The 14,022-nt window shown below is 68.7% G+C and carries 9 protein-coding genes; 7 read left to right on the top strand and 2 right to left on the bottom strand.

Annotated elements, in window-relative coordinates; genetic code table 11:
- Positions 1-31: 31 nt before the first annotated feature.
- The gene (locus O0J73_RS17865) at positions 32-916 is read right to left on the bottom strand and encodes an energy transducer TonB (protein ID WP_197564819.1); all 885 of its coding nucleotides are present in this window, start codon (positions 914-916) and stop codon (positions 32-34) included.
- Positions 916-1,863 carry a glutathione synthase gene (gene gshB / locus O0J73_RS17860; RefSeq protein WP_308309277.1) on the bottom strand — a complete coding sequence of 316 codons (948 nt, stop codon included), beginning with the start codon at positions 1,861-1,863 and terminating at the stop codon, positions 916-918. Before gshB ends, O0J73_RS17865 begins: the two co-directional genes overlap by 1 nt.
- Positions 1,864-2,103: 240 nt before the next feature.
- Here gshB and pilG point away from each other — a divergent pair, with 240 nt between their 5' ends.
- The 7 genes from pilG to O0J73_RS17825 all read left to right on the top strand — a co-directional run bounded on the left by pilG (position 2,104) and on the right by O0J73_RS17825 (position 13,949).
- Complete coding sequence (pilG, locus tag O0J73_RS17855) at positions 2,104-2,505, top strand: twitching motility response regulator PilG (RefSeq protein WP_005418455.1); 402 nt, start codon at positions 2,104-2,106, stop codon at positions 2,503-2,505.
- A gap of 18 nt (positions 2,506-2,523) precedes the next feature.
- Positions 2,524-2,886 (top strand): response regulator, encoded by a 363-nt coding sequence (locus O0J73_RS17850; protein ID WP_005410717.1) that lies wholly within the window; start codon positions 2,524-2,526, stop codon positions 2,884-2,886.
- Positions 2,886-3,416, top strand: coding sequence for a chemotaxis protein CheW (locus tag O0J73_RS17845; protein ID WP_006464979.1), 531 nt, complete (start codon positions 2,886-2,888; stop codon positions 3,414-3,416). The genes O0J73_RS17850 and O0J73_RS17845 overlap by 1 nt, the downstream gene beginning before the upstream one ends.
- Positions 3,417-3,457: 41 nt before the next feature.
- Positions 3,458-5,494, top strand: a complete 2,037-nt coding sequence (locus O0J73_RS17840; protein WP_008266837.1) for a methyl-accepting chemotaxis protein — start codon at positions 3,458-3,460, stop codon at positions 5,492-5,494.
- A gap of 100 nt (positions 5,495-5,594) precedes the next feature.
- Positions 5,595-12,161, top strand: coding sequence for an Hpt domain-containing protein (locus tag O0J73_RS17835; protein WP_308309276.1), 6,567 nt, complete (start codon positions 5,595-5,597; stop codon positions 12,159-12,161).
- Positions 12,148-13,488 (top strand): chemotaxis protein CheB, encoded by a 1,341-nt coding sequence (locus O0J73_RS17830; protein WP_308309274.1) that lies wholly within the window; start codon positions 12,148-12,150, stop codon positions 13,486-13,488. Before O0J73_RS17835 ends, O0J73_RS17830 begins: the two co-directional genes overlap by 14 nt.
- Complete coding sequence (locus tag O0J73_RS17825; protein WP_006464650.1) at positions 13,485-13,949, top strand: chemotaxis protein CheW; 465 nt, start codon at positions 13,485-13,487, stop codon at positions 13,947-13,949. Before O0J73_RS17830 ends, O0J73_RS17825 begins: the two co-directional genes overlap by 4 nt.
- Positions 13,950-14,022: the final 73 nt, after the last annotated feature.

Here is a 14,022-nt window from a genome sequence, read left to right as displayed (position 1 = left end):
GTCCCGGGCCGCAGGCCCGGGCAGCAAAACCCTATCGGTCGTCGTGCAGGGTGCCGCCGGGCAGGAACACCCACGTGCGGGTGACCTGCAGGATGTCGATCGCATCGTCTGTCTTCGGCAACGGCGGGAACGGCTGCGCCATCTTCACCACCCGCAGCGCCGCTTCATCCAGCAAGGGCGTGCCGCTCGAACGCAGGATCCGGCTGCTCTCCACGCTGCCATCGCGGCGCACGCCCACGCTGATCACCACCTGGCCACCGAGGCGGCGCTGCCGGGCCTCGTCCGGATAGTTCAGGTTGCCCACCCGCTCGGCACGGTCGACCCACGCACGCAGGTAATTGGCGTAGGCATATTCCCGCGTGCTGGCCGACACGAACTTGCGGTTCGGGCGCTTGGCGTACTGCGCCGAGCGCAGGTGCACCTCGGCCGCCAGCCGCGCCATTTCCACATCGCGCTGCTCGCGTGCGCTCAGTGGCGCATCCGGTTCGGGCTGCTCCGGCGTGGGTCGCGCCTGTGCCTGCGCCACCGTGTCCTGGCCATTGCGGCTGCTGACCACGCGTGCCTGCGGCGGCGGAGCCGGCGCGGCCGATTGTTGCTGCTGCGGCACCGGGCTCACCCCGGCCTGCGCCTGCGGCACGATGCCGGCCTGATTGTCGCGCGGGCGTTGTGCACGGTCGTGCTCGCCGCCGCCTTCCTGGCTGGCCGCGGCAAGGAAGTCGGCCTGCTTCGGGGTCAGCGCGGTGCGGGTCTGGCTGAAGATCACCTCCAGCGTCGGCACCAGCGGCGCATCGCCCTTCACCGCAAAGCCCACGCCCAAGATCAGCAGGGCGTGGACCACGACCGACAGCGCGATGGTTGCTCCCAGCCGCTGCGCTTCGCGCGGTGGCGGGGGCAGCACGGCAGGTGCGGCAGCCATCAGCGCAGGCCGGCCTCGAGCGCGTCGAACAGGGTGCCGGCGATGTTCAGGCCGTACTGGGCGTCCAGTTCGCGCACGCAGGTCGGGCTGGTCACGTTGACTTCGGTCAGGTAATCGCCGATCACGTCCAGGCCGACGAAGCGCATGCCGCGGCGCTTCATTTCCGGTCCGACCTGGGCGGCGATCCAGCGGTCGCGCTCGCTCAGCGGGCGGCCTTCGCCACGGCCGCCGGCGGCCAGGTTGCCGCGGAACTCGTCCCCCTGCGGAATGCGTGCCAGGCAGTAGTCGACCGGCTCGCCATCAACCAGCAGGATGCGCTTGTCACCGGCCGTGATGTCGGGAATGAACTTCTGGGCCAGCGCCAGCTTGCGGCCGCCGTCGGTCAGCGTTTCCAGAATCACGTTCAGGTTCGGATCGCCCTGGCCGCTGCGGAAGATCGAGCGTCCACCCATGCCGTCCAGCGGCTTCAGCACGGCCTGGCCGTGTTCCAGCGCGAAGGCCTTCAGCGCTTTGGCGTCCCGGCTGACCAGGGTCGGCGGGCAGCACTGCGGGAACAGCAGGGCGGCCAGCTTCTCGTTGTAGTCGCGCAGGCCCTGGGGGTTGTTGACCACGCAGGCGCCGGCGTTGGCCGCCACGTCCAGCACCTGGGTGTCGTAGATGTACTCGGCGTCGACCGGCGGGTCCTTGCGCATCAGCACGATCTGGCCGGGGCCGAACTCGGTACGGCTGAACGTGCCCAGCTCATACCAGCCGGACGGGTCGTCGCGCACCTGCAGCGGCGCGGTCTGGGCCACCGCAACGCCGCCTTCCAGGGCCAGGCCGCCCGGGCGCACGTAGTGCAGGGCATGGCCGCGGCGCTGGGCTTCCAGCAGCATGGCGAAGGTGGTGTCCTTGGCGATCTTGATGTGGGCGATGGGGTCCATCACCACGATGACGTTCAACGGCATGGGCGCACCTGTCAGGCAAGGCGTTGATGGTAGCGGCAACGCCGGTCGCGCGCCTCCCCGCCGTACTGCAACGCAGCGTCCGCCCGGCAGCAGCGCAATCATTGCGAACCCCGTCACGTTCAGCCGGCCGCCACCCCCTGCGCCGTGGGCCGGCCTTGAAGCGGGCGCGGAAAGTGCGATATAGATACGCTTTCGTAGCGGCCCCCGCCAGAGATCGGGCCGTGCGCTTGGGGATAGGCAATGACTGAAAACACGACTGCGGGCGGGGAACTCGCAGGACTCCGGGTGATGGTCATCGATGATTCGAAGACCATCCGCAGGACTGCGGAAACGCTGCTCAAGCGCGAAGGCTGCGAGGTGGTCACCGCCACCGACGGCTTTGAAGCGCTTGCCAAGATCGCAGACCAGCAACCGCAGATCATCTTCGTCGACATCATGATGCCGCGCCTGGACGGGTACCAGACGTGCGCGCTGATCAAGGGCAACCAGCTGTTCAAGGCGACCCCGGTCATCATGCTGTCGTCCAAGGATGGCCTGTTCGACAAGGCGCGGGGACGCATCGTCGGCTCGGAGCAATACCTGACCAAGCCTTTCACGCGTGAAGAACTGCTGGGTGCCATCCGCACATACGTCAACGCCTGACCAGGGGGGAAAGGCACAATGGCTCGTATCGTTCTGATCGAGGATTCACCGACCGACCGCGCGGTGTTCACCCAGTGGCTGCGCCGTGCCGGCCATGAGGTGCTGGAAGCGGACAACGCCGAGGATGGACTGCAGCTGGTCCGCGACCAGGTGCCGCAGCTGGTGCTGATGGACGTGGTGCTGCCCGGCATGAGCGGCTTCCAGGCGACCCGGGCGATGGCCCGTGACGCGGCGATCAAGCACATCCCGGTGATCATCGTCAGCACCAAGGCGATGGAAACCGACAAGGCATGGGGCCTGCGCCAGGGCGCGGCCGATTACATCGTCAAGCCGCCGCGCGAGGATGAACTGATCGCGCGGATCAACGAACTGGTGGCCTGATGCGCTCGCCCTTCGACATCCTCGAGGCCTACGAACGGCGCAGCCTGGCCCATGCGGTGCAGCTGCCCGAACGGCAGTTCGCCCTGGACCTGTGGCGTGGCGTCGGTTACCGCGTCGGCCAGCGCCGGCTGGTATCCGATTTCCGCGAAGTGGTGGAAATCGTGCCGATGCCGCCGGTGACTCCGGTGCCATGTGCACAGCCGTGGCTGCTGGGCGTGGGCAACCTGCGCGGCAACCTGTTTCCGGTGGTCGACCTGAAGTACTTCCTGGAAGGCACACGCACCGTGCAGCAGGAAGGCCAGCGCGTGCTGATCATGCGCCAGGCCGGTGGCGACGTCGCGCTGACCATCGATGAACTGTTCGGCCAGCGCAGCTTCGAGCTGGACCAGCAGATCGCGGCCGGCACGCTGGCCGAAGGGCGCTACGGCCATTTCGTCGATCGCGCCTTCCATGCCGACGGCCACGACTGGGGCGTGTTCTCGCTCTCGCTGCTGTCGCGCACCCCTGAATTCCGGCAAGCCGCGGCCTGAGGCCGGGCATCGCCCCCTGCATTGAAGATCGAGGTTGAACGATGAGTACTGCTTCGGACGCCACCAAATCCGGCAAGCTGCGGCTGGGCGGCAGCAACCTCTGGCTGTTCCTGCTGCTGGCATCGATGATCCTGTTCGGCGTCAACACCGGCGTCGCCACCTGGCAGGGCAGCCGCCTGGCGGACGCCGGTTCCAAGGCTGCCGACCTGCAGGTGCTGTCACAGCAGCTGGCCAACCAGGGTCGTGACGCCGTCGGCGGCAACGCGCAGGCGTTCACCGCCTTCAAGGCGACCCGCAACGCGATCGAGCAGAACGTGTCGACCCTGCAGGGGCGCTACGGCAAGGAGCCGGGCGTGTCCGGTGCCATTGCCACGCTGGGCGAGACCTGGGCGCCGCTGGGCAAGCAGGCCGGGCAGCTGGTTGCCAGCGAGCCGGCGGTGCTGGCCCTGGCCGGCAACGCCAACAACTTCACCGGCGCGGTGCCGGGCCTGCAGGCCCAGCTGAACGAGCTGGTGCGCGCGATGTCCGCCTCCGGCGCACCGTCGGCGCAGGTGTACAGCGCGCTGCAGCAGGTGGTGGTGGCCGGCTCGATGGCCCGCCGCGTGACTGAAATGCGGGCCGGTGGCAGCGCCGCGGCCACCGCCGGTGACGCGCTGGCCCGCGACATCACCGTGTTCTCGCAGGTGCTCGACGGCCTGCGCAACGGCAACGACGAACTGGGCATCACCGCCGTACGCGGTGCCGCCGCCATCGCCGCGCTGGAACAATCGCAGCAGAAGTGGGAGGCGATGAAGCAGGACGCCGACGCGATCCTGGCCAGCTCGCGCCAGCTGTTCGCCGCGCAGTCGGCCGCCACCGCGCTGGGCCAGGGCTCGGCGCACATGCTGGATGACAGCCGCAAGCTGTTCGAAGCGTTCTCCTCGTTCGGCTCGGTATCCGATACCCGCCTGTTCCCGAACTTCTGGATCGGCGTGGTGTCCGGCGCGCTGTCACTGATCGCGATCATCGGCTTCGTTTCCACCAACGTGCGCAGCCGTTCGCGCGAGCAGGAACTGCGCTACCAGACCCAGGTGGAGTTCAACAGCCGCAACCAGCAGGCGATCATGCGCCTGCTGGATGAAATCTCCTCGCTCGGTGAGGGTGACCTGACGGTGAAGGCCTCGGTGACCGAGGACATGACCGGCGCCATCGCCGACGCGATCAACTACGCGGTCGACGAGCTGCGCCACCTGGTGACCACCATCAACGACACCTCGGCCAAGGTCGCGCTGTCCACCCAGGAAACCCAGGCGACCGCCATGCAGCTGGCAGAGGCGGCGGGCCACCAGGCCAACCAGATCACCTCGGCCTCGGACCGCATCGGCGAAATCGCGGCGAGCATCGAGCAGGTATCGCGCAACTCGGCCGAATCTGCCGACGTGGCACAGCGCTCGGTGGTGATCGCCGCCGAGGGTGCCGGCGTGGTGCGCGAGACCATCCAGGGCATGGACCAGATCCGCGACCAGATCCAGGAAACCTCCAAGCGCATCAAGCGCCTGGGTGAGTCGTCGCAGGAAATCGGCTCGATCGTGGAACTGATCAACGACATTTCCGAGCAGACCAACATCCTGGCGTTGAACGCCGCCGTGCAGGCCGCCTCGGCGGGCGAGGCCGGTCGCGGTTTCGCGGTCGTGGCCGACGAAGTGCAGCGTCTGGCAGAACGTACCTCGGGTGCGACCCGACGCATCGAAAACCTGGTGCAGGCGATTCAGGCCGACACCAACGAAGCGGTCACCTCGATGGAGCAGACCACCGCCGAAGTGGTGTCCGGTGCGCGCCTGGCCGAGGATGCGGGCACTGCGCTGACCGAGATCGAGCGCGTGTCCAATGCACTGAACACCCTCATCAAGAACATCTCCATCGCCGCCCAGCAGCAGTCCGCGGCCGCCTCGGACATCACCCGCACCATGGGTGTGATCCGGCAGATCACCGGCCAGACCTCGCAGGGTGCCGGGCAGACCGCCGAATCGATCGGCCACCTGGCGCAGCTGGCGGCCGACCTGCGTCGTTCGGTCGCTGACTTCAAGCTGCCGGCGTGACGCGGGCAGGGCGGCGAGCAAGGAACCCCTCGATGAAGCATTTCCATTTCCCACGCCAGAATTCGCGCGGCTCCCGCGCGGCGGCGACCGGAGCGCGTCCATGAGCAGTCTGCGCGATGCGATGAGCCACGCGGCGCTGGGCTGGGTCAAGCCCGAGCTGGACGAGACCCTGCGCCAGGTGCGCAACGAGGTCGAGTACTACGCGGAAGACCCGAGCGATGCCAGCCGCATGCGCATCTGCGCCGGCTTCCTGCACCAGGTGCAGGGTACCCTGCGCATGGTCGAGCTGTACGCCCCGGCGATGGTGGCCGAAGAGCTTGAACAGCTGGCCAATGCCATTGGTGCGGGCCGCACCGCCGATCGTGATGAGGCCTGCGCGACGCTGATGCGCGGCAGCGTGCTGCTGCCCGATTACCTGGAACGCCTGCAGAACGGCCACCGCGATATTCCGATCGTGTTGATGCCGCTGCTCAACGAGATCCGCGCCGCGCGTGGCGAGGACGGCGTGCATGACAGCGTGCTGCTGGCATTCGCACCGGACAGCATCACCGCCACCGAGGCCGAACTGGACCATGCCCGTGGCAGCCTGAGTGGACGCAACCGCGAACTGCTGGATACCGTCGGCAGCGCGGTGAAGGAAGAACTGCTGCGCATCAAGGATGCGCTGGACCTGCACCTGCGTACCGGCGGTGCACCGGAACAGCTGCAGACCCAGGCCAACGAGCTGGGCGCGGTGGCCGATACCCTGGGCATGATGGGCCTGGGCGTGGCCCGTGGCGTGGTCGTGCAGCAGCGCGACGCGCTGCGCGGCGTGGTCGAGGGCCGCCAGCAGATCGACGAGAACCTGCTGCTGGATATTGCCGGCGCGCTGCTCTACGTGGATGCCTCGCTGGACGACCAGGTGGCCCATCTGGGCGCCGGCGGCAGTGGCGAGGACGACCCGAGCGCGGTCGAGAACCGGCGCACGGTCGAAGTGCTGGCGCATGAAGCGATCGCCAACTTCGCGGCGGCGCGCGAACACTTCGTCGCCTTCATCGAAACCAGCTGGAACCATGCCGAGCTGCAGGACGTGCCGCGCCTGCTGGGCGATGTGGCCGGCGCACTGCGCATGCTCGACCTGGGCACCGCTGCCGACTACCTGCGCGGTGTGCAGCAGTACATCGAGGCCGAGCTGATCGGACGCCAGCGCGTGCCCAGCGGTCGTCAGCTGGACACCCTGGCCGACGCCATGGCCAGCCTGGAGTACTACCTGGAAGCGCTGCGTGACCGCCGTCCGGGTCGTGAGGACATCCTCGACATCACCCGCAGCAGCCTCGAGGCGCTGCGCTACTGGCCGCTGCCGGACCGCAACGCGGTCGAGCCGGCACCGTTCGCGGCACAGCCGGTCGAACGTGAGCCGGTTGCGCTGCAGGCCGAGGCCCTGCAGCCGGAGCGCATCGAGATTCCGGTGCAACCGGCCGCGCCTGCGGCAGGCACCGTGCCGGTGCCGCTGCCGGACTTCACGTTCGATCCGCCACCGGTCGCACCCGCGCCGGAGTTTGTCGACAACCGCCTGATGTTCGGTGCGCTCGGCTCCGCCGCGATCGAAGCCGCTGCCGCGCCGCTGTCGCTGCAGGACGACGCGGAGACGCCGCTGGTCTTCGCCGCTTCCAGTGCGCCCGCCCCCGACGTCCCGCAATGGGATCTTGCGCCGTTCCATCCGGATGCCGACCCGCTCTCATCTGCCGATGATGAGCGCAGCCCGACCTTTGCCAGCTTCGATCCGGTCAGCTTCGAACAGGACGATGCAGGGCAGGGCGCTGCGGCACAGTGGACGCTTTCGGAGGCCGTGCCGTCGGCACCGGCGGATGCGGTCGCTGTCGATGCCGGCGAGGACGCAGACGCGACGGCAGGTATCGACATCGATGCGCATGTCGCGCCGGTATTCGATCCGGTGGCCGCCGAGCACGACGCCGTTGTGGCCGACGATGACGTGGTGTTCCGCTTCGACACCGACGCGTTGGACAACGCCGACGATGTGCTGTCGCTGCATGCGATGGAGACGCTGTCGCTGGACGACGATGCCGGGCTGCACCCATCGCTGGAAATCGTCGACGCCAGCCCGGCAACGGTGGCGGACGAGGCTCCGGCGGTTGCCGGACTGGACGCCGCGCCTGCGGATGCACCCGCGGTGTCGGTGATCGACATCGACACCATCGCACCGATCGATTTCAGCGAAGCTGACGCGCAGTTCTTCGCCGAGCTGAGCGCGGCCGCCGCGGACTTCAATCCGCAGGCCGTGGCTGCACCGACCGTTGCTGAAGCGCCCGTTGCGACGGATGCCGAGTCCGGCTTCGAAGCAGGCTTCGATGATGACGCCGAGAACATCGACGAGGACATCCGCGAGGTGTTCCTGGAAGAGTTCGACGACGAACTGGCCAATCTCGGCACGTTGCTGCCAGCATGGCGCATGCAGCCGGACAACATGGACCGGCTGCGGCCGATCCGACGCATCTTCCACACCCTCAAGGGCAGTGGCCGCCTGGTCGGTGCACGCACCCTGGGCGAGTTCGCGTGGAAGATCGAGGGCATGCTCAACCGCGTGCTCGATGGCAGCCGCCCGGCCTCGCCGGCGGTGCTGGCCATGGTGGACAACGCGCATGCCGCGCTGCCGCAGCTGAACGCCGCGCTGCGCCACGGCCAGCGCATCAGCGTGGACCTGCAGGCCATGCAGGCCATCGCCGATCGTGTCGGCGCCGGTGAAGAGACCTACTACGTGCCGCTGCCGGTTGCAGCTGCACCGGTGGCACCCGTGCTCGAGACCGAGGTCGAAGGCGAGGACGAGATCAGCCGCATTCTCGAAGCCGAAGCGATTGCATCGGTACACGCCGACGCTGAGGCGGCACCCGAGGCCGTGGGCACGCCCGCCAACATCGACAGCGTGCTGCGCGAGATCCTCGAAGCCGAAGTGGAAGTGCACCAGGCGACCCTGCAGGGCTGGCTGCGCTCGGCGCAGCAGGCACCGCAGCCGGTCAGCGACGCGCTGCTGCGCGCGGTGCACACCATGAATGGCGCCTTCGCGATGACCGAAGTGCCGGAAATCACCGCCGTGACCGGCGGCGCCGAGTCCTACATCAAGCGTGCACTGGCCGCAGATGTGGTGCCGGGTGACGAAGGCGTGGCCGCGCTGGATGCGACCGCGCAGGCGATCACCGCGACCATGGAAGCCTTGCAGGCCGAGCAGCCGCGGATCGCACCGCAGGAAGCACTGGTGCAGCGCCTGCAGGCGCTGGCCGGCGAGCTGCCGGAAGCGCGTTGGCCGATGGTTGGGCTGGAAGAGGAAGACGACGACGATCTGCCGCTGGAGGGCGAAGCGGCGTCTGACGCCGCGGCCGATACGCAGGTCGCCGAGGTGCCGGATGGCGCCGCAGCCGGGGCTGGCGAGCCCGTGCTGGAACCGCTGGCCGCCGAAGTGCAGGCAGCGGAGAGCACGGACGCGATCGGCGCGGGCCTGGATGCCGCTGAGCTGACCGGCAGCGATGATCTGTCGCGCTACTTCGATGCCGGATGGCCGGCGGTGCCGGCTGAGGGCGAAGCGGCCAGCTCCGACATCGGGTCGATTGAATCGATCCAGCCGGTCGAGCATGCGCCGCTTGCAGCAGTGGCCGAAGCGGACGCCGCACCGACGCCGGACGCCGAAGCCGATCTGACCGCGGCAGACGATCTGTCGCCGTACCTCGACGCCAGCGCACTGCCGGTGGATGACCGCGACACCGATGAACTGCCTGCGGCCGCAGAAGTTGACGCAATCGACCTGAATACGCGATTGCCTGCCGACAGATTGGATAGCGAGGACAGCTTCATTGACGAAGCTGCTGCACTGCCACTCGACAGCGGGCTGTCGAGCCTGCAGGATGAAATGGCTGCGCCGGGTTTTGCAGAACCGGTCACACTGGCAGCCGCGCTCGAGGCCGGCCTGCACGTGATCGACGAAGAGCAGACCCTGGACGACGACGGGCAGTGGCCCGTGCTCGGCCTCCAGGCCAGCGAACTCGCGCCGGGCGAGGCGGATGCCTTTGCCGAGGATGCGGACGTCGGCGGGGAGGCGGCGGTCGGTGAAGGAGAGAGCGCCGACCAGCCGTCCCCGGCGACGGTGGATGAGCCCGCCCCGGTGGATGCCGCCGCGCCGGTGCGCTTCTTCGAACTCGAAGACGCACCGGGCCAGGCCACCGTGCCTGCCGCCGCCGAGCCGGTCGAGATCGACGGCGCGCCCAGTGCACCGGTCCATGATGAATCGGTTGCCGGGGAAGAAGGCACGGACAGCGCCGATGCACTCGACTTCAGCGTGTATGACCGCGAGCTGGTCGACATCTTCGTCGAGGAAGGCAAGGACCTGCTGGATCATTGCGATGGCCTGATCAGCGAACTGCGCGATGCGCCGCAGGACCGCGAGGTGCTGGCCGGCCTGCAGCGCGACCTGCATACCCTGAAGGGTGGCGCACGCATGGCCGGCATCAATGCCATCGGCGACCTTGGCCACAGCATCGAGTCGCTGCTGGAAGCGGTGGCCGCCGGCCGCACCGAGATCGAGCGCCGTGATGTCCAGCTGCTGGAGCGTGGCTTCGATCGCCTGCACCAGCTGCTCACCCGTACCGGTGCCCATCGCGTGGTCGAGCCGGCGCAGGACCTGGTCGAGGCCTTCGACGTCCGCACCACCACCGATATCGCCGCCGCCGCGGCGGCCGTCCATGCGGTCAGCGTGGGCGAGAGCGTACCCGCGCCGGCCGAAGGCACGTCGACCGCCGTGGTCGATGCCCCATTGTCGGCACCGCTGCCGATCGAAGGCGGGGTCGACGAGGATCCGCTGGTCCGTCCGCAGCAGGAACAGGTGCGCGTGCGCGCGGACCTGCTCGACCGCCTGGTCAACCACGCCGGTGAAGTGGCGATCTACCGTTCGCGGCTTGAACAGCAGCTCGGTGCCTTCCGTGGCGCCATGGGCGAACTGGAGCGCACCAATGCGCGACTGCGCGACCAGCTGCGCCGCCTGGACCTGGAAACCGAGGCGCAGATCGTGGCCCGCTACCAGCGCGAGCAGGACCAGGCCGACCAGAAGTTCGATCCGCTGGAACTGGACCGCTTCTCCACGCTGCAGCAGCTGAGCCGCGCACTGAACGAGTCGGCGGCCGACCTTGGCGGCCTGCAGGGCGTGCTCGACGACCTGTCGCGCCAGTACGACTCGCTGCTGCAACAGCAGTCGCGGGTCAGTTCGGAACTGCAGGATGGCCTGATGCGCGCGCGCATGGTGCCGTTCGATGGCCTGGTGCCTCGCCTCCGTCGCGTGGTCCGCCAGTCCGGCATGGACACCGGCAAGCAGGTTCACCTGACCCTGGAAGGCACCCACGGCGAACTGGACCGCAACGTCCTTGATCGCATGGTCGCGCCGCTGGAACACATGCTGCGCAACTCCGTGGCCCATGGCCTGGAAGCGCCGGAACAGCGCCGCGCCGCCGGCAAGCCGGAGGAAGGCGAGATCGCCATCCGCCTGCACCGTGAAGGTTCGGAAATCGTGCTGGAAGTGGCCGATGACGGCGCCGGCCTGGACCGCGAGGCGATCCGCCGCCGCGCCATCGACCGTGGCCTGCTGGCCGCCGATGCGCAGCCGAACGAGCAGGAACTGGACAACCTGATCTTCGCTTCCGGCTTCACCACCGCCGACCAGGTCAGCCAGCTGGCGGGCCGTGGCGTGGGCATGGACGTGGTGCGCAACGAAGTGCGCCAGCTCGGTGGCTCGGTCGACATCCAGTCGGTACGCGGCCAGGGCGTGCGCTTCACCCTGCGCCTGCCGCAGACGCTGGCCGTCACCCAGGCGGTGTTCGTGCAGATCGGTGAAACCACCTTCGCGGTGCCGGTTGCCTCGGTCAGTGGTATCGGCCGCCTGTCGCGCGAGCGCTTTGAAGCGGCCGACAGCAGCTACCGCTACAGCGGTGAAGACTACCCGCTGTATGACCTCGGCACCCTGGTCGGCCAGGCCCCGGCGCGTGCCGATGGCCAGGACCAGGTACCGCTGCTGCTGGTCCGCGCTGGCGACCTGCGTGCCGCCGTGGCGATCGACCAGGTGCTGGGCAACCGTGAAATCGTGGTCAAGCCGGTCGGCCTGCAGATTGCTTCGGTGCCAGGCATCTACGGCGCCACCATCACCGGCGATGGCCGCGTGGTGGTGATCCTCGACGTTGCACCGCTGGTGCGTCGTTTCCTGGCCAACCCGACGCTGCCGGTGCTGGCCAACGCACCGCGCCAGGAGCGCCAGGTGCCGCTGGTGATGGTGGTCGACGACTCGCTGACCATGCGCAAGGTCACCGGCCGCATCCTCGAACGCCACAACTTCGAGGTCAGCGTTGCCCGCGACGGCGTGGAAGCGCTGGAGCGGCTGGAAGAGCGCGTGCCCGACCTGATGCTGCTGGACATCGAGATGCCGCGCATGGATGGCTACGAGCTCGCCACCGCCATGCGTGCCGACCCGCGCTACAGGGAAGTGCCGATCGTGATGATCACCTCGCGCAGTGGCGACAAGCACCGCCAGCGCGCCTTCGAGATCGGTGTCCAGCGCTACCTGGGCAAGCCTTACCAGGAACTGGACCTGATGCGTAACGTGTACGACCTGCTGGGGATCGCCCGTGTCCGTGAGTGAAGTCCATCCGGCCCCGGCCGTCGCCCTGCTGGCCCGCCCGGGTGCGGCGCGTGAGCGCCTGCGCGAGGCACTGTCGCACGCCGATGTGCAGCTGGTGCTGGAAGACGACCCGAACGGCCTGGAGCCGCAGCAGCTGCAGGACGCCAGTCCGCAGATCGTGGTGGTCGCCCTGGAGGCGGCCATCGAGGATGCGCTGGAGCGCCTTGACCCCGTGCTGTCCGCGCCGGGCCTGACCCTGGTATTCGACGAGGCCGAACTGGCGGCGCGCCGGGATGGCTGGGACGCGCAGCGCTGGGGACGGCATCTGGCGGCCAAGCTGCATGGTCACCAGCAGGTGCTGCCGCCCGGCGCCGAGGAAGAACCCAGCCTGCAGCTGGAGCCGGGCCATCCGTCGCCGGCCCCTGCGCCGCAGGAGGAAGCCCAGCAGCCGCACCTGGAGCAGGCCTTGAACTGGGCCGACGCCGTGCCGGCTGACACCCTGTATTCGCCGCCGGCGCACCTGCATGAGCCGGTCGCCCTGGAGCAGGCGCTGGCCGCGTTGCAGCCGGTACTGCCAGAGCCGCTGGAGGCATCGCCGCTGCCGTCGCCTCCGGTGGCCGCACCTGTCGCCGCGGCCGCACCGCCGATGTCGTTCGACCACACGGCATGGTCGCTGGTCGATGACGTGGCGGATGCACCGGCCGCCGCTGCCCGCAGCGGTGCGGTGGAAGCGCCGTTGCCTTCGTTCGATACCGATCACCTGAGCCTGGTCGACCTGGACGCTGCGGCACCGGCAGGCGCGCGCGCCGGTTCGCTGCTGGTACTGGCGGGTATCGGCGGGCCGGATGCGCTGCGCCGCCTGCTCGGTGCGCTGCCGCCTGCATTGAGCGTGCCGGTGCTGGTGCACATGCGCCTGGATGGCGGTCGTTACGGCAACCTGGTCAAGCAGATGGCACGGGTGTCGCCGTTGCCGGTGCAGTTGGCCGAGGCCGGCCAGCGCGCCGTACCCGGGGAAGTGCACGTGCTGGCCGACGACATCGGTGTGCAGGCAGCCAGTGACGGCCTGCATTTCCTCAGCGATGCCGCAGGTATCTCGATCGCAGCGTTGCCGGCCGAATACTCCGCGCTGGTGCTGCTCAGCGGCGCCGACCTGGCCCACGTCGGTCCGGCGCTGGACCTCGCCGCTGCCGGGGCCTGGGTGGCCGGGCAGGTGGGCGAGGGCTGCTATGACCCGGCGGCGGCCACGGCCGTAGTTGCCGCCGGCATGGTTGCCGGTGAACCGCAGGAACTGGCGCAGGCCATCGCCGCGCGCTGGGGTGAGCAGGATGACAACGGAGAGGCACCATGAGCTACGCCAGCAATGATGAGATCCGCGGCGTCCTGATCCAGGCCGGCAGCGAACGCGTGCTGCTGCCCAACGCCACGGTGGCGGAAATGATGTCGCGCGTGCCGGTGCAGCCGATTGCCGATGCACCGCGCTGGTTGGTCGGCGAGATCGGTTGGCATGGCTGGCAGGTGCCACTGGTGTCGTTTGCGCGGCTTTCGGGGCTGGGCGAGGAAGCCGTCGGCGGCCACAACAAGGTGGTGGTGCTGAAGGCGCTGTCCGGCAACGCGCAGCGCCCCTATTACGCGCTGCTGACGCAGAACTTCCCGCAGCTGATCTCGGTGCCGCGTGACGGCCTGCTGGCCGATGCCTCCGAGGAAACCCTGCCGCAGATCGTGCACATGCGCGTGCTGCTGGGGGAACAGAGCGCGCTGCTGCCGAACCTGGACGCGCTGGAAGCCGCGTTGGATTCGCTGGCGGCCTGATCGGACATCCGCCGGGCAATTTGAATTCCCGGTAGTGCCGGCCGCTGGCCGGCAACCGCATGCACCCATGATC

Source organism: Stenotrophomonas sp. Sm6012 (assembly GCF_030985895.1).
In the GTDB taxonomy this organism is placed as follows: domain Bacteria; phylum Pseudomonadota; class Gammaproteobacteria; order Xanthomonadales; family Xanthomonadaceae; genus Stenotrophomonas; species Stenotrophomonas forensis.
Note: the sequence above shows the minus strand (reverse complement) of the source record. Positions and strands in the feature narration are given on the sequence as shown.